Source organism: Stenotrophomonas sp. Steno-C18, from assembly GCF_056393195.1.
The window spans coordinates 146,800-162,281 of record NZ_JBWJOX010000002.1 but is presented as its reverse complement, the minus strand read 5'-3'; the positions used below and the strand labels follow the sequence as shown (position 1 = coordinate 162,281).

Sequence of the window (15,482 nt, the reverse complement as noted above, 5' to 3'; positions counted from 1 at the left end):
TACTGCCGGGATCAGCCGGGGGCGAGCAGGTTGAAGGGGTACCAGGGCAGGTTGCGGGCGACCCAGTAGCCGAGCACCAGCACCAGCCACGGTATCGGCCGGGCGAACAACCGCACCAGTGGCAGCCATCGCGCGGGCCACAGGCCGGCGCCATGCAGGGCCATCACCAGTACCGGGATGATCGAGAGCACCAGCAGGGGGTTCATCGCCATGGCCTGCGGAAGGTCCAGGTGGACCAGTGCGTGCAGGCAGCGGGTGCTGCCACAGCCCGGGCACCAGATGCCGGTGAGGGCGTAGAACGGGCAGCCGGGGAGCGGATTGCCGGGGACGTTCGGGTCCACCCGGCGCAGGATCACCGCGGCACCGGCGCTGATGCTGGCAATCGCGGCCAGGGGCGCGTAACGGAACAGGTGCTGCGGGAATTTCATGTCGATCAGGACCGGCCGGTTGCGGGCAACCGGCCGGCCAGGTGCATCAGTAGCTCGAAGCGCCGCTCATCGCGCCGCCCAGGCCCAGCATGGTGAACAGCACGAAGTACAGGATGGTCACGACGATGCCGGCGATGGCAGCGTAGATGGCCCACTTCTTGGCCTTTTCCGAGGCATCACGGGCACCGGCGATATCGCCGGCAGCCAGCAGGCCGTTGACCTTGGCGGCATGGATGATCGACACGATGCCCAGCGGCAGGCAGCAGAACAGGGTGGACAGGATCGCCCAGACGAGGTTGTTGGAAACGGCAGGACTGCTGGTATTCACGTAAAGCTCCTTGTAGAAAAAATCAGCGTGACTTGCAGGAATTTGCGGCAATGATCGGCGAAATGACCATGGTGGCCACCCAGCACAGCGGCCAGGTGATCCATCCGATGAACACGAACAGCAGCAGGAAATTGACGAAGGCCAGCGCCCAGTAACCGAACATGACGATCAGCCCGGTGACGACGTTGCCCGCATACAGGTGGCCGATGCCGAACACCTGGAACAGGCCGGGCACCACTTCCAGCAACGCAGCCACGCCACCGGACTTGTGCGGGTGGTAATAGTGATGCACCTGCTGCGGAGCGGCAGGTGGTGCCGGTGGCGGTACTGGCAATGTCGAGGTGGTGTTCTGGTCCATGAATCCCCTTTCGCGAGGCATGCCGCGATCCCCTTGCAGCACGCTTGGGCGGTAGGGTATCCAGTTGTCCTACTTCTGGAAAGCGTGATCTCTTACGCTTCACCACCTCTTAACGTCCGCACGAGCGTTTCCAGCCGTGCGGCGTCGGTGTCCTGCCCATTCACGGGAGCGGCGGCGACCACCTCCACGTGCGCGCGGAAGCGGCGCGGCACGCGCATCCGGCCCAGGCGGGTATCGCGGCGGCTCCACATGCTGGCCCACATGCCCTTCAGGGCCATCGGCACGACCGGAACCGGGCGGCGCGCCAGGATCTTCTCCACGCCCGACCTGAAGGCGGCGATCTCGCCATCGCGGGTCAATGCGCCCTCGGGGAAGATGCAGACCAGCTCGCCTTCGGCCAGCGCGGCATCGACTTCGTCGAAGGCACGCTGCATCAGCGCGGCGTCTTCCTTGGGGCTGGCGATCGGGATGGCCTTGGCGGTACGGAAGATCCAGCGCATCACCGGGATGTTGAAGATCTTGTAGTACATGACGAAGCGTACCGGGCGCGGGATCGTCGCCGACAGGATCAATGCATCCATGTAGCTGACATGATTGCAGACGATCAGCGCGGCACCCTCGTCCGGCACGTTGTCCTCCACGCCCCTGACGCGCAGCTTGTACAGCGTGCGCACCATCAGCCAGCTGAGGAAGCGCATCAGGAACTCGGGGACGATGCTGAAGATGTAGACCGCCACCACCACGTTGGCGATGGCCAGTACCAGCAGCAGTTGCGGGATGGTCAGGCCGGGCAGCGGCAGCGTGTAGCCGAACAGGGTCAGCTGCTTGAGCTGCAGCAGCAGGCCAAGCACGGCGGCGGCGACGATGAAGCCGGAGTTCTGGATGTTGAGCGCGGCGAACACGCGCGACATCTCCGACCGGGGCGTGCGGCTCTGGATCAGCGCGAACAGCGGCACCACGAAGAAGCCGGTGAACAGGCCGATGCCGAGCAGGTCGATGACGATGCGCGCGCTGCCGGGCTGCTGCAGGAAGCCGGCCACGTCCAGCCCGGCCGCGGTCACCGCGCCGGTGCGGGCGAAATACAGGTCCAACAGGAACACGCTCATGCCGAACGCGCCCAGCGGTACCAGGCCGATCTCGACGATGCGCCCGGACAGCTTCTCGCACAGCAGCGAGCCGACGCCGGTGCCCAGCGAGAACAGCGCCAGGGCGAAGATGTACAGGGTGTCGCCACCGCCGAGGTTGACCACGGCATAGGTGGGCAACTGGGCGGTCAGCACGGTGCCGAAGAACCAGAACCAGGACACGCCGAGGATGGCGTTGCGCACCGCTTTCTGCTTCCTGGCCAGGCGCAGCACCGCCAGCGATTCGGTCCACGGGTTCCAGTTGATCTTCAACTCCGGCGCACCGGCGTCCAGCCGCGGGATCATGCGCGCGGCGGTGTTGCCGGCCAGGGCCAGCGCGATGATCGCCACCGCCGCGACGACCGGCCCGTGACTGCCGGCCAGCGAGAAGATCAGGCCGCCGGCGATCATGCCGGTGAGGATGGAAATGGAGGTGCCCATCTCGACCAGGCCGTTGCCACCGGTCAACTCCTCCGGCTTGAGGATGGAGGGCAGCACCGAGTACTTCACCGGCCCGAACAGCGTGGACTGCAGGCCGGTACAGAACAGCGCGGCCAGCAGGACCGGCATGCTCTGGGTCAGGAAGCCGACCGCGGCCAGCGCCATGATCACGATTTCCATCGTGGTGGTGACCACGATGAGCTTCTGCTTCTCCATGCGCTCGGCGACCTGCCCGGCCAGCGCCGAGAACAGGAAGTACGGCAGGATGAACAGCGCCGGGGCCAGGTTGGTGTAGAGCGTGCGTTCTTCGGTGCTGACGCCGAGGAAGAACAGCAGGCCGATGATCGCCTGCCGGTAGATGTTGTCGTTGAAGGCGCCCAGCGCCTGGACGATGAAGAACGGGAGGAAGCGCCGTTGCTTGAGCAGGGCGAACTGGTTGTGGCCGGACATCGTGTCTCCTCGGTGCTGCGCGGCACATTAGCAGAGCCGGGTCAGCCCTTGGGCGAGGGCAGCAGCGCCAACAGGGCGCGCGCGGCCGGGGTGGGATCGGCCCGCCAGACCGCGCAGGTGCGGAACTGGAAGGGTTCGTCCAGCGGCCGGGCGATCACGCCGTGCATGTTTTCGGCCATGCTGGCTGGCGTCACCGAGACCGCCAGCCCCGCCGCGACCAGCTGCCGCTGCAACTCGCCGTGGGTGACTTCGTACTGCAGCTGCGGGTGGATGTCGCGGCCAAGCAGGGCGTCATCGACCAGGCGGCGCACGCCGGCGCCGGGCACCAGCGTGGCGTAGGGCTGGCCGTCGAGCGCCTGCAGCGGGATGCGCTCCAACGCCGCCAGCGGATGCCCGGGCGGCAGCACCATCGACAGCCCCTCCTCGTGCAGCAGGCGGTGTTGCGGCGGCAGCGGTACCTGCGGGCCGACCCCGACCAGGGCCACGTCGAGCAGCCCTTCGGCCAGGTCGGCCAGCAGCGCCTCGCTCATGCCCACCCGCAGGTGCACGTCCACCGCGGGATGGGCGGCGCGGAAGGTAGCCAGCAGCGCCGGGACGTCGACCACGTGCAGCGAGGTGATCTGGCCGATGTTGATGCGGCCGCGCACGCTGCCCAGCGCCAGTGCCATTTCCTCCTGCAGGCGGGCGGCCGCCTGCAGGGTGAGCCGGGCATTGCGCACGAACACCTCGCCGGCGCTGGTCAGCCGCACCCGGCGTGGGCCGCGTTCGAACAGGCGTGCACCGAGGGCCTCCTCCAGCCGGGCGATCTGGTGGCTCAGCCCCGATTGCACGGTGTGGCAGCGGCTGGCAGCCGCGGTGAAGCTGCCTTCCTCGGCCACGGCCACGGCGAATTCCAGCTGGCGCAGGGTGAACATGCCATCACTGAAACAGATGGTTTGAATGAAAACAATACATTTGTGTCATTCAAGGGTGGGGGCCAGACTGCGTGCACTTTCCCCCGGCGACCGCAGCCATGTCCTCCTCCCCCACTTCCGCCCCGCCCCTGCCGCAATCGCGGGTACTGCTGCTGGCCATCGCGACCGGCCTGATCGTGGCCAGCAACTACTACGCCCAGCCGCTGCTGCAACTGTTGGCCGGTGATTTCAAGGTCAGCGCCAGCCAGGCCGGCTGGGTGGTGACCACCGCGCAGTTGGCCTATGCCGCCGGCCTGTTGTTGATCGTGCCGCTGGGCGACCGCGTCGAACGGCGGCGATTGATCGTCGGCCTGTTCGTGCTGGCCGCGGTAGGGCTGGCGATCAGCGGCAGCGCCGGGCACTTGGGCCAGCTGCTGGTGGGCACCGGCCTGAGCGGGTTGTGCGCGGTGGCCGCGCAGGTGATCGTGCCGTACGCGGCGACGCTGACCGCCCCGGAGCACCGCGGTCGCGTGGTCGGCACGATCATGGCCGGGCTGCTGCTGGGCATCCTGCTGGCCCGCACGGCCTCCGGCGTGCTGGCCGGGATCGGTTCGTGGCACACGATCTATTGGGTGGCCTGCGTGGCGCTGCTGCTGTCGGCGTTGGCGCTGGCCCTGTTGCTGCCGGCGCATCGGCCCAGCACGCAGCTGTCCTATCCGCGCCTGATCGGCTCGGTGCTGGCCCTGCTGCGCGACGAGCCGGTGCTGCGCCAGCGTTCGCTGCTCGGTGCGTTGCTGTTTGCCGGGTTCAGCGTGTTCTGGACGCCGTTGGCGTTCCTGCTGTCCGGGCCGGCCTATGGCTATTCGATCGCCACCATCGGCCTGTTCGGCCTGGTCGGGGCCGCCGGTGCGCTGGCGGCCAGCCGCGCCGGTCGTCTGAGTGATCGTGGCTACGGGCGCTGGGTGGCCGGCGGAGGCCTGGTGATGATGCTGGCCTCGTGGGGCGTGCTGTTGCTGGCGCCGGTCTCGCTGGCGGCGCTGGTGGTGGGCGTACTGCTGCTGGATGTCGCCGTGCAGGCGGTGCACATCAACAACCAGAGCGTGATCTACCAGTTGGATGAAAACGCGCGCAGCCGCATCACCTCGGCCTACATGACCTGCTACTTCATCGGCGGTGCCACCGGCTCGGCGCTGGGCACCGCGGCCTGGACGTCGCACGGCTGGATGGGGGTGTGCATGGTCGGCATGGTGCTGGCGCTGGTGGGCGTAGGCGTGTTCTTCCTGCCGGCCAGGGCGGGCGCGGGCGCAACGGCCCGGTAGCGCCGGGCCACGCCCGGGCGGTGGTACGCGATGGCGTGCAGCGCAGCGTGGCCCGGCGCTACCGCTGGCGGGGTTGGATGGCTTCGGCTGCGGTGCCGCGCAGCCGCGGCAGCAGGCGCAGCATCAACGCCAGTTGGGTGCGGACCAGGCGTGCCTTGTCGTCGATGTCATCGGGCACCTGTTCCAGCGCATCGGCCAGGGCGATTTCCTCTTCCTGCGGCGAGGCTGCCTCGCGCCGGCCCAGCGCGTCGGCCAGTTGTGCCAGCGACTGCTGCAGCTGATGGTGGCCGGCATCGATGATCGGGTCGGCATCGACGCTGGCCGATTGCGCGCGGTGTGCGCCCAGCGCGGACAGGTAGCTGAGCAGGGTGTTGGACAGGGCGAGGAAGCGGAAGCCGCCATCAAGGTTGCCGCGCGCATAGCCGGGCTCGCGCAACATGTTGGACAGTGCCACCGACAGCGCGACGTCGGCGTTGTGCATGTCGCGGCGGGCAATGCGGTAGGGCAGGTCGTCGCGCATGCCACTGCGGTACTGGCCCAGCACCTGCTCCAGGTAGGCATTGCTGGTGGCGAGCACCTGCGCCATCACCCGGTGCAGGCGCCGGCCCTGCCAGTCGGGCAGGATCAGCAGCGAGGCCAACGCGGCGATCGCGCAGCCGATCAGTGTGTCGAACAGGCGTGGCCAGATCAGCACGAATCCATTGCCGAGCAGGTTGAAGCAGACCAGCGCCATCACCGTGATCGCGGCGGTGGCGACCAGGTAGCGGTCGGTGCGGGTGAAGAAGAACAGCAGTGCCGCGGCCAATGCCAGCAGCAGCTGCAGCTCGGTGCCGGGGAACAACTGCAGCACCGCCCAGGTGACGCCAAGGCCGGCGAGGGTGCCGCCAATGCGTTCGAACAGGCGCCGCCGGGTGGCACCGAAATGCGGCCGGCACACGAACACGATGGTCAGCAGGATCCAATAGCCGTTCTCCGGGTGCACCAGCTTCAGCACCGCATAGCCGGCGATCAACGCCAGGGCGATGCGCAGGCCGTGGCGGAACAGCAGCGAGCCGGGGGTGAGTGCCTGGCGCAGGCGCGTGGCCATCTCGCGCAAGGTGTGCGGCGAGGAATCGCGCAGGCGGGTGTCCACGCCTTCCAGCGGCGTATCGGCCAGCGAGGCTTCGGACAACTGGCGCTCGATGCTGGCCAGGTTGTGTGCCAGCAACTGCAGCGAGCCGAGCAGGCGCGCCCAGTGCGGGCGCTGCTGCTCGCGCAGGTACCGCAGGGATTCGTGCAGGTCCTGGCCGGCCTGGCGTGCCTGTTCGCCATAGTCGAACGGCTGGCGCAGGCGGATGGCCTGGCCCAGCGCCTGGCAGGCCTTGCCCTGCAGCGACAGCAGGCGCCGGCAGCGGTACAGCACGTCGCTATGGAAGAAGGTCTCGGCCAGCGCCTCGTAGGGGTAGTGCGAGGAGCTGGCGCGCTCGTGGAAGTCCTGTGCCATGTAGTACAGGCGGAAGTACAGGCCCGACTGCACGCCGGGCCGGCCGGAGCGGCCGAAGCGGCTGAGGATGGCGGTCTTGGCGGTGTTCAGCGCCTCGACCACGCGCACGTTCTGCTCGGCCAGCGCCAACCGCCGCGCTTCCAGGTTGCTGTGCCGCACCGGCTCGAACAGATCGGCCTTGAGCTGCAGGAAACGGCCCAGCTCGAAGAACAGCCGTGCCAGCCGCTCACGTACCGGGCGGTTGGCGAACATCGCCGTCCACAGGATCGACAGCGCGCCGTACCACGCAGCGCCGATCAACAGGTGTGCCACCTCGCGCCAGGCCATGTCCGGGGCCTTGAGCTGGTCCATCGCCAGCATGGTGTAGATGGCCAGCGTCACCGTGGCCTGGCCGATCGAGGCATAGCGTTCACCCAGCGCGCCGAGCAGGGTCAGGCCGAAGGCGGCCAGTGCCAGCGCGCCGATGAACGGCAGCGGGTGCGGGAACAGGTACACCACCGACGCGGCGGCCGCGCCGAAGCACAGCAGCGAGAGCAGGACCGATTTGGTGCGCCCCCACCCGTTGTCGTCGGTCTCGGCGATGGCGCTGGCGATGATGCCCAGGAACAGGCCGGGGATGGCGGCGATCTGGTCGTCGTACCAGCCATAGGCGAGCACGGTGGCCAGGGCGATGAACACGCGCAGGCCATAGCTGGCTTTTTCGTGGGCCCAGAGCTGGCCGAGCTGGCGTTCGAGGCGGGGCATATCGACAGAAGGCAAGGCCATTGCGGTGGAGGAAGCGTGCGGCATCGACACGATTACCATCACCGGGTTGGCATTGAAAGGAGAATGGGATGAGACAGCGTCGCGTGGGCATGCTTGTGGCCGTGCTGATGACGGTGCCGGCCTGGGGGCAGGCACAACCCTCGGCCGAGGTCAGTCAGGCGGTGCAGGCCGCCACGCCGCAGCTGCAGGCATGGCGACGTGACCTGCACCAGCATCCGGAGCTGGGCGGGCAGGAACGTCGCACCGCCGACCTCGTGGCCAGGCACCTGCGCGCGCTGGGGCTGCAGCCGCGCACCGGCATTGCCGGCACCGGCGTGGCCGCGGTGCTCAAGGGCGGCCGACCGGGGCCGAAGATCCTGATCCGCGCCGACATGGATGCGCTGCCGGTACGTGAGGAAACCGGCCTGCCGTTCGCCTCGCAGGTGACGGCGACCTATCGCGGCCAGTCGGTGGGGGTGATGCATGCCTGCGGCCACGATGCGCACGTGGCGATCCTGCTGGGCGTGGCACAGGCACTGGCCGCACGCCGCGACAGCCTGCCGGGCGAGGTGATGTTCGTGTTCCAGCCGGCCGAGGAGGGCCCGGCCGTGCCCGGTGCGCCGTTCGGCGCCAAGCTGATGCTCGACGAAGGCCTGCTGCGGGACTTCACTCCGGAAGCCGCTTTCGGCCTGCATGTGTGGGCCGGCCTGCAGGTCGGGCAGGTCGGTTTCAGGTCGGGGCCGCTGCTGGCCTCGGCCGATGAGTGGTCGCTGACCGTCACCGGCAGGCAGACGCACGGCTCGCGGCCGTGGGATGGCGTGGACCCGATCACGGTGGGCGCGCAGGTGCTGCTGGGCACGCAGAGCATGATCGCGCGCCAGGTCAACATCGCGCAGACCCCGGTGGTGCTGACCGCCGGCCAGTTCAACAGTGGCGTGCGCTTCAACATCATTCCCGAGCAGGCCACGCTGGTGGGCACGCTGCGCACCTTCGATGCGCAGGTGCGCGAGGACGTGATCGCGCGCTTCGAGCGCATCGCCACTGATTACGCGCATGCCGCCGGCGCCACCGCGGCATTGACCGTGGTCAACAATGCACCGGCGACGATCAATGACCCGGTGTTGTCGCAGCGGGTGCGGCCGTCGTTGGAAAAGGTGGCCGGTGCCGGGCAGGTGGTGGAGATGCCTTTGCAGACCATCGCCGAGGATTTCTCGCAGTTCGCCAACCGCGTGCCGGGGTTCTATTTCCTGGTGGGTTCGACCGGTGCCGGGATCGATCCGGCACAGGCGCCGGCCAATCATTCGCCGCGTTTCCTGTTGGACGAAGCAGCCTTGGCCAACGGCATGGCGGCGATGTTGCAGGTGACCACGGATTACCTGGAGGCCGGCGCAACCCGCTAGCGCGCCGGCATGCCGCGGCGCTACCGGTTCGCCGCGCGCATGAAGTCGATGAACACCCGCAGCTTGGGGGCGAGCTGGTCGCGCGACGGGTAGTAGAGGTGGAAGCCGGCGAAAGGCGGTTGCCAGGCTTGGAGCACCGCTTGCAGATGGCCGGCGGCGATGTCGGCGCGTACGGTGTGCGCGAACACCTGCTGCAGGCCCAGGCCGCTGCGCGTGGCCTGCAGCGCCAGGTGGCTGTCGTTGAGCAGCAGCGGGCCGTCGACTTCGACATGGAAATCGTGGCCGTCGCGGCTGAACTCCCAGGCCATGATGCGGCCATCGCTGCTGCGGTGGCGGATGCAGGCATGCTCGACCAGTGCTTCCGGGCGGTCCGGGACGCCATGCCGTCGCAGGTAGGACGGTGCGCCCACCACCACCAGTTGCAGCGGTGGCCCCAGCGGCACGGCGATCATCCCGGCGGCCAGCGATTCGCCCAGGCGGATGCCGGCATCGAAGCCTTCGGCCACGACATCGACCATGGCCGGCTGCACCGACAGCTCGACCTGCACCTGCGGGTAGCGGGCGTGGAAGCCGGGCAGGAACGGCAGCAGCAGGTGCTCGGCCGGGAAGCGCGGGGTGGTGATGCGCAATTGGCCGCCGGGAACGTCACGGCTCTCCTCCACCGCCTGCAGCGCCCCACCGATGCGCGCCAGTGCCGGCACCGTTTCCTGCAGAAGACGCTGGCCGGGCTCGGTCAGCCCGACGGTACGCGTGGTCCGCTGCAGCAGGCGGGTGCCCAGGCGGCGCTCCAGGCTGCGGATGGTCTGCGACAGCGCCGAGGGTGACACGCCCAGTTCCGCTGCCGCCTGGCGGAAGCTGGCCAGCCGGGCCACGCAGGTGAAGGCGACCAACGCGGGCAGCAGGGCAGGGTCGATTGTGCGGTCTGGCTTCATGGTCAGTCCCGATTATGCGGGTTTATCGCCTGCCGGGCGCGGCCTACAGTGGCCATCCCCCTGATCCCTGGAGTCGACGATGCAGACCCGCGTATTGGGCCGTGACGGCCCGGTTGTTTCCGCCCTTGGCCTTGGCTGCATGGGCATGAGTGCGTTCTATGGCGGCCGTGGCGATGACGCGGCGGCGATCCAGGTGATCCATCGTGCGCTGGAGCGTGGCGTCACTCTGCTCGACACCGCCGACATGTACGGCCCGCATACCAACGAGGTGCTGGTCGGGCGTGCGATCGCCGATCGCCGCGCGCAGGTGTTCCTGGCCACCAAGTTCGGCGTGCGCCTGGATGCCTATGACCCGCAGGCGCGTGGCGTGGATGGCCGCCCGGAGTACGTGCAGGCCGCGTGCGAGGCTAGCCTGCAGCGGTTGGGCGTGGACCATATCGACCTGTACTACCAGCACCGCGTGGACCCGAATGTGCCGATCGAGGATACCGTCGGGGCGATGGCGCGGCTGGTCGAGCAGGGCAAGGTGCGTTATCTGGGCCTGTCCGAAGCGGCGCCGGAGACCATCCGTCGCGCGCATGCGGTGCATCCGATCACCGCGCTGCAGACCGAGTATTCGCTGTGGTCGCGCGAGCCCGAGCACAACGGCGTGTTGCATACGGTGCGCGAGCTGGGCATTGGTTTCGTGCCGTACTCGCCGCTGGGGCGTGGCTTCCTGACCGGTGCGATCCGCAGCCCGGAGGATTTCGAGGACGGTGACTACCGGCGCAATTCGCCGCGCTTCCAGGGCGAGAACTTCGCCCGCAACCTGGCGTTGGTGGAGCAGGTCAACGCGATTGCCGCCGCCAAGGGCGTCAGCCCCGGGCAGCTGGCATTGGCCTGGGTGCTGGCCCAGGGCGATGACCTGGTGCCGATCCCGGGTACCAAGCGCCTGGCCTACCTGGAGGAAAACCTGGGTGCGCTCGACGTGGTGCTGGATGCCGACGAGCTGGCCCGCATCGACGCGGTGTTCCCGGTGGACGTGGCCGCCGGTGCGCGTTACCCGGCGGCGAGCATCGGCAGCGTGCATCGCTGAGGGGGAGTGAGGGCAGGGAGGCAGGGGCAGAAGCAAAGGCCGCCCTCATCCGCCCTTCAGGCACCTTCTCCCGCTGGCGGGAGAAGGGAAGAATCACCGGCTCCGGCACGCCTGCCTGCGCTTCGCTTCCGCGCGTTCGTCCTGCCGGGCATGAACTGCCCGGCAATGCGGAAGAAGCAAGGATGATCGGGACCCTCCCTTCTCCCGCATGCGGGAGAAGGTGCCCGAAGGGCGGATGAGGGCAGCGCTGCGCCGTGTGCTTCTCGCCCGTAAGTGCCGTGCTTCAACCCATCAGTAAATGGATGCAACAAAAAAGGGCGGCCTCAAGGCCGCCCTTTTCGTCTTCCGTCACGCCGATGCCTTACTGCTGCTCGCGTGCGATCGCGCGCCAGCCGATGTCGTTGCGATGGAACTCGTTGGCCCAGTGGATCTTCGCAACGCCTGCATAGGCATGCTGCTGCGCATCGGACACGCTGTCGCCCAGCGCCGCCACGCACAGCACGCGGCCACCGGCGCTGACCACGTTGCCGTCGGCATCCAGCGCGGTACCGGCATGGAACACCTTGGCGCTGCCCGGCACGTCCGCCAGGCCGCTGATGACGTCGCCGGTGATCGGCGTTTCCGGGTACGGCTTTGCCGCCATCACCACGCCCAGCGACGGGCGCGGATCCCATTGCGCGTCCACGCCGGCCAGCGCGCCGTCGATGGCGGCTTCGACCAGGTCGACCAGGTCCGACTGCAGGCGCAGCATCACCGGCTGGGTTTCCGGGTCGCCGAAGCGCACGTTGAACTCGATCACCTTCGGTGCACCGCTGGCGTCGATCATCAGGCCCGCGTAGAGGAAGCCGGTGAACGGCACGCCGTCGGCGATCATGCCGGCCACGGTCGGTTCCACCACTTCACGCATCACCCGCGCGTGCACGTCCGGCGTCACCACCGGGGCCGGCGAGTACGCACCCATGCCGCCGGTGTTCGGGCCGGTGTCGCCATCGCCCACGCGCTTGTGGTCCTGGCTGGTGGCCATCGGCAGCGCGACGCGGCCATCGACCATCGAGATGAAGCTGGCTTCCTCGCCCTCCAGGAACTCCTCGATCACCACGCGCGCGCCGGCATCACCGAAGGCGTTGCCACTGAGCATGTCGCGCACCGCGGCTTCGGCTTCGTCCAGCGTCATCGCCACGATCACGCCCTTGCCGGCGGCCAGGCCGTCGGCCTTGATGACGATGGGCGCACCCTTCTCGTGCAGGTAGGCCAGCGCGGCATCAACCTCGGTGTGCACGGCGTAGAACGCGGTGGGGATGCCATGGCGGGCCAGGAAGTCCTTGGCGAACGCCTTGCTGCCTTCCAGCTGCGCGGCGGCGGCGGTCGGCCCGAAGATGCGCAGGCCGGCGGCACGGAAGGTGTCGACCACGCCAGCCACCAGCGGCACTTCCGGGCCGACCACGGTCAGGCCCACGGCCTCGTCCCGGGCCAGTTTGAGCAGCCCGGCGATGTCGGTGACCTTGACCGCGACGTTGCGGCACTTGCCTTCGGTGGCGGTGCCGGCATTGCCCGGGGCGACGATCACTTCGCTCACGCGCGCGGACTGCGCCAGCTTCCAGGCCAGGGCGTGTTCACGGCCACCAGAGCCGATGACAAGGATTTTCATGGGGGTCGGTTCCTGTGGGGCTTTCAATGGGAGACGCATTGCGACGAGGCCAGCGTGACTTCGAAGAACACCGCGCCGTTGGCATCGATGAAGCGTCGGCGTACGCCACCACCATTGGCATAGATCGGCTGCAGGGTGGTGTCCTGGCAGAGTTGCACGATGAACTCGGCTTCATCCCTGCGCAGGGACGCGAACACATCCGGCTTGGCCTTGGCCATCGCCACGGTGGCATCGGGGAAGCGGATCACCTGCACCAGGTCATCGCCGTGGCGGTGCATCGAGTCGATCACCAGCCCTTCGCGGTAGGGCGCGGGCAGCTGCTCCTGCATCTGCGCCACCACCTGTTGTTGTGCCGCACGCAGGGCACTGTCGCCGCAGCCGGCGAGCAGCGTGACGCCTCCCAGCAGGAAAACGCGAAGGATCGAGTGCATCAGTTGCAGCCCTCCAGTTGCAGTTCGGCAGGCATCGGGTAGCGCGACTGCGCAGGCTCGTAGGTGATGACGTGGGTCTTGCTGACACGGCCGCGGCAGCCGTTGCCCTTTTCCTGTACCTGCAACGGCCAGTACGCAAGGCCGGGCTGGCTGTCGTCGAGGCGGACCTCGAGGTTGAGGTCCAGGCGCCCGTGCGAGCAGTGCCCGGCGTCGTTGCACTCGATGGCGTTGTGGTCGTCCAGGTGGGTGCGCAGCCAGCCAGCGTCGGCCACCTTGTCGCCGCCGTCGAACACCAGCCAGGCCCGATTGCGCATCACCGAGCCGACCGCGACCAGTTCGTCGTCGATCTGGTACGCCCAGGCACCGGCGCCAACCTGCAGCGTGCTGACCGTGCCCGGTTGCCCGCCGGCACCACTGGCACGTCCGGGCAGCTCGGCGGCCAACGACATGCGGCCGTCGGCCGCTTCGTGCAGCACGATGAAATCGGTGGTGCCCAGTTCGATGGAAGTGGCGTCATCGTAGTGGGTGCAGACCGCAAGCATGCGGTAGCGCTTGCCGCCGATGACCGCGGCCTGGTCGGCGCAGACGTCGCGGTGGATCGGGCGGACGTGATCCATGTCCGGATCCGTCAGCTGCTGCGCCCAGGGTCCCTTCAGCTGTGCAGGCGCGCCGTAGCGCTCCTGCAGCAGTGCCAGCACGGCGTCGTCGTGGCGCAGCACCGGCACCTTCGCCTCCGCCTGGGCGGGCTTGTCCTGCTGGCAGGCGGCCAGCAGGAGCACGGCGCCCAGGGAAACCGATCGTAGAAACACCCCCGTCGCCATCGTCGCGGTACTCAGTGACGGAAGTGGCGAACGCCGGTGAACACCATGGCGATGCCATGTTCGTCGGCCGCGGCGATCACTTCGGCATCGCGCATCGAACCGCCCGGCTGGATCACCGCGGTGATGCCGGCTTCGGCGGCGGCGTCCAGGCCGTCGCGGAACGGGAAGAACGCATCGGAAGCCATCACCGAGCCCGGCACCACCAGCCCGGCATCGGCGGCCTTGATGCCGGCGATGCGCGCGGAGTACACGCGGCTCATCTGGCCGGCACCCACGCCGATGGTGCGCTCGTCCTTGGCGTAGACGATCGCGTTGGACTTGACGTACTTGGCCACGCGCCAGGCGAACAGCAGGTCGCGCAGCTCGGCGGTGGTCGGTGCACGCTGGGTCACCGTCTTCAGCTCATCGGTGGTCATGCCGCGGTTGTCGGCGCTCTGGATCAGCAGGCCCGAACCAATGCGCTTGGTGTCGTAGTTGTTGCGCGCGTCGCCGGCCGGGATGCGCAGCACGCGCACGTTGGCCTTCTTGGTGGCGTACTCCAGCGCGGCCGGCTCGTAGTCCGGGGCGATCAGCACTTCGACGAACTGGCGGTCCAGGATGGCCTTGGCGGTGGCCGCATCCAGCGTGCGGTTGAAGGCCAGGATGCCGCCGAAGGCGCTGGTCGGGTCGGTGTTGTAGGCCATCTCATACGCGGCGCCGACATCGGCGGCCACGGCCACGCCGCAGGGGTTGGCGTGCTTGACGATGACGCAGGCCGGCACGTCGAACTGGCGCACGCATTCCCATGCGGCATCGGCGTCGGCCAGGTTGTTGTAGCTCAGCTCCTTGCCCTGCAGCTGCACGAAGGTGGCCAGCGTGCCCGGTACCGGCCACAGGTCGCGGTAGAACACGCCGCTCTGGTGCGGGTTCTCGCCGTAGCGCAGGTCCATCACCTTCACGAAGGTGGAGTTCATCTGCGCCGGGTATTCCTCGCGCACCGGTACCGCGGCGGTGGTGTCGCTGACTGCGGACAGGTAGTTGCTGATCGCCGCGTCGTACTGGGCGACGCGGTTGAACGCGGCCACCGACAGCTCGAATCGCTTGGCGGCCGACAGCTTGCCGTCGTGGGCATTCAATTCGCCCAGCAGCGCGTCGTACTGGTCCGGGCTGGTGGCCACGGCGACGCGGGCGAAATTCTTCGCGGCGCTGCGCAGCATGGCGGGGCCGCCGATGTCGATGTTCTCCACCGCGTCGGCCAGGGTGCAGTCGGCCTTGGCGGTGACCGACTCGAACGGATACAGGTTCAGCACCAGCAGGTCGATCGGCGCGATGCCGTGTTCGGCCATCACCGCATCGTCGGTGCCTGCGCGGCCGAGCAGGCCACCATGCACCAGCGGGTGCAGGGTCTTGACCCGCCCGTCCATCATTTCCGGGAAGCCAGTGACATCGGAGACGTCGGTGACCGGCAGGCCGGCGTCGCGGATCGCCTTGGCGGTACCGCCGGTGGAGAGCAGCTCGACGTTGCGGGCGGCCAGGGCGCGGGCCAGTTCGACCAGACCGGTCTTGTCGGAAACGGACAGCAGGGCCCGGCGGACGGGCAGCAGATCAGCAGACATGGGGACAGGGGG

At 68.4% G+C, this 15,482-nt stretch carries 14 protein-coding genes; 3 read left to right on the top strand and 11 right to left on the bottom strand.

The window, feature by feature from the left end:
• Nucleotides 1-11: 11 nt before the first annotated feature.
• From AC06FE_RS05265 to AC06FE_RS05245, 5 genes are all read right to left on the bottom strand, one after another.
• Nucleotides 12-428 carry a DUF2752 domain-containing protein gene (locus AC06FE_RS05265; protein WP_478072435.1) on the bottom strand — a complete coding sequence of 139 codons (417 nt, stop codon included), beginning with the start codon at nt 426-428 and terminating at the stop codon, nt 12-14.
• Nucleotides 429-474: 46 nt separating this feature from the next.
• A complete protein-coding gene (locus AC06FE_RS05260; protein WP_132863340.1) occupies nt 475-756 on the bottom strand; it encodes a CD225/dispanin family protein in 282 nt (93 codons plus the stop codon).
• Between the two features lie 22 nt (nt 757-778).
• The gene (locus AC06FE_RS05255; protein WP_132863342.1) at nt 779-1,114 is read right to left on the bottom strand and encodes a hypothetical protein; all 336 of its coding nucleotides are present in this window, start codon (nt 1,112-1,114) and stop codon (nt 779-781) included.
• A 92-nt stretch (nt 1,115-1,206) separates the two neighbouring features.
• Nucleotides 1,207-3,129: an MFS transporter gene (locus AC06FE_RS05250; protein WP_192286824.1), complete on the bottom strand. Its 1,923-nt coding sequence runs from the start codon at nt 3,127-3,129 to the stop codon at nt 1,207-1,209.
• Nucleotides 3,130-3,170: 41 nt separating this feature from the next.
• Nucleotides 3,171-4,043 (bottom strand): LysR family transcriptional regulator, encoded by an 873-nt coding sequence (locus tag AC06FE_RS05245; protein WP_132863345.1) that lies wholly within the window; start codon nt 4,041-4,043, stop codon nt 3,171-3,173.
• Nucleotides 4,044-4,141: 98 nt separating this feature from the next.
• Here AC06FE_RS05245 and AC06FE_RS05240 point away from each other — a divergent pair, with 98 nt between their 5' ends.
• Nucleotides 4,142-5,341, top strand: coding sequence for an MFS transporter (locus AC06FE_RS05240; RefSeq protein ID WP_478072434.1), 1,200 nt, complete (start codon nt 4,142-4,144; stop codon nt 5,339-5,341).
• A gap of 58 nt (nt 5,342-5,399) precedes the next feature.
• Here AC06FE_RS05240 and yccS read toward each other — a convergent pair whose 3' ends face one another.
• Entirely contained in the window at nt 5,400-7,568 is a 2,169-nt protein-coding gene (yccS, locus tag AC06FE_RS05235; protein WP_478072433.1) for a YccS family putative transporter, read from the bottom strand.
• 89 nt (nt 7,569-7,657) lie between these two features.
• On the opposite strand from yccS, the gene AC06FE_RS05230 reads away from it, so the two are divergent.
• Nucleotides 7,658-8,968 carry an amidohydrolase gene (locus AC06FE_RS05230; protein WP_478072432.1) on the top strand — a complete coding sequence of 437 codons (1,311 nt, stop codon included), beginning with the start codon at nt 7,658-7,660 and terminating at the stop codon, nt 8,966-8,968.
• 20 nt (nt 8,969-8,988) lie between these two features.
• On the opposite strand, the gene AC06FE_RS05225 is transcribed toward AC06FE_RS05230, so the two are convergent.
• Complete coding sequence (locus AC06FE_RS05225) at nt 8,989-9,900, bottom strand: LysR family transcriptional regulator (protein WP_478072431.1); 912 nt, start codon at nt 9,898-9,900, stop codon at nt 8,989-8,991.
• A 79-nt stretch (nt 9,901-9,979) separates the two neighbouring features.
• Here AC06FE_RS05225 and AC06FE_RS05220 point away from each other — a divergent pair, with 79 nt between their 5' ends.
• Nucleotides 9,980-10,975 (top strand): aldo/keto reductase, encoded by a 996-nt coding sequence (locus tag AC06FE_RS05220; protein WP_478072430.1) that lies wholly within the window; start codon nt 9,980-9,982, stop codon nt 10,973-10,975.
• A gap of 361 nt (nt 10,976-11,336) precedes the next feature.
• Here AC06FE_RS05220 and purD read toward each other — a convergent pair whose 3' ends face one another.
• The 4 genes from purD to purH are packed head-to-tail and all read right to left on the bottom strand — an operon-like array spanning nt 11,337 to nt 15,470.
• Nucleotides 11,337-12,623 carry a phosphoribosylamine--glycine ligase gene (purD, locus tag AC06FE_RS05215; RefSeq protein WP_478072429.1) on the bottom strand — a complete coding sequence of 429 codons (1,287 nt, stop codon included), beginning with the start codon at nt 12,621-12,623 and terminating at the stop codon, nt 11,337-11,339.
• Nucleotides 12,624-12,646: 23 nt separating this feature from the next.
• Nucleotides 12,647-13,054 (bottom strand): hypothetical protein, encoded by a 408-nt coding sequence (locus AC06FE_RS05210; RefSeq protein WP_132863354.1) that lies wholly within the window; start codon nt 13,052-13,054, stop codon nt 12,647-12,649.
• On the bottom strand, nt 13,054-13,833 hold the full coding sequence (locus AC06FE_RS05205; protein WP_478072428.1) for a hypothetical protein: 780 nt from the start codon (nt 13,831-13,833) through the stop codon (nt 13,054-13,056). Before AC06FE_RS05205 ends, AC06FE_RS05210 begins: the two co-directional genes overlap by 1 nt.
• Nucleotides 13,834-13,886: 53 nt before the next feature.
• Complete coding sequence (gene purH / locus AC06FE_RS05200; protein WP_478072427.1) at nt 13,887-15,470, bottom strand: bifunctional phosphoribosylaminoimidazolecarboxamide formyltransferase/IMP cyclohydrolase; 1,584 nt, start codon at nt 15,468-15,470, stop codon at nt 13,887-13,889.
• Between the last annotated feature and the right edge of the window lie 12 nt (nt 15,471-15,482).

Excerpts from the sequence above, each read along its gene's own strand:
- AC06FE_RS05230 (WP_478072432.1), top strand. The coding sequence starts at position 7,658 with ATGAGACAGCGTCGCGTGGGCATGCTTGTGGCCGTGCTGATGACGGTG.
- AC06FE_RS05250 (WP_192286824.1), bottom strand. The coding sequence starts at position 3,129 with ATGTCCGGCCACAACCAGTTCGCCCTGCTCAAGCAACGGCGCTTCCTC.
- AC06FE_RS05245 (WP_132863345.1), bottom strand. The coding sequence starts at position 4,043 with ATGTTCACCCTGCGCCAGCTGGAATTCGCCGTGGCCGTGGCCGAGGAA.
- purH (WP_478072427.1), bottom strand. The coding sequence starts at position 15,470 with ATGTCTGCTGATCTGCTGCCCGTCCGCCGGGCCCTGCTGTCCGTTTCC.
- AC06FE_RS05220 (WP_478072430.1), top strand. The coding sequence starts at position 9,980 with ATGCAGACCCGCGTATTGGGCCGTGACGGCCCGGTTGTTTCCGCCCTT.
- AC06FE_RS05265 (WP_478072435.1), bottom strand. The coding sequence starts at position 428 with ATGAAATTCCCGCAGCACCTGTTCCGTTACGCGCCCCTGGCCGCGATT.
- AC06FE_RS05240 (WP_478072434.1), top strand. The coding sequence starts at position 4,142 with ATGTCCTCCTCCCCCACTTCCGCCCCGCCCCTGCCGCAATCGCGGGTA.
- purD (WP_478072429.1), bottom strand. The coding sequence starts at position 12,623 with ATGAAAATCCTTGTCATCGGCTCTGGTGGCCGTGAACACGCCCTGGCC.
- AC06FE_RS05210 (WP_132863354.1), bottom strand. The coding sequence starts at position 13,054 with ATGCACTCGATCCTTCGCGTTTTCCTGCTGGGAGGCGTCACGCTGCTC.
- AC06FE_RS05255 (WP_132863342.1), bottom strand. The coding sequence starts at position 1,114 with ATGGACCAGAACACCACCTCGACATTGCCAGTACCGCCACCGGCACCA.
- yccS (WP_478072433.1), bottom strand. The coding sequence starts at position 7,568 with ATGCCCCGCCTCGAACGCCAGCTCGGCCAGCTCTGGGCCCACGAAAAA.
- AC06FE_RS05225 (WP_478072431.1), bottom strand. The coding sequence starts at position 9,900 with ATGAAGCCAGACCGCACAATCGACCCTGCCCTGCTGCCCGCGTTGGTC.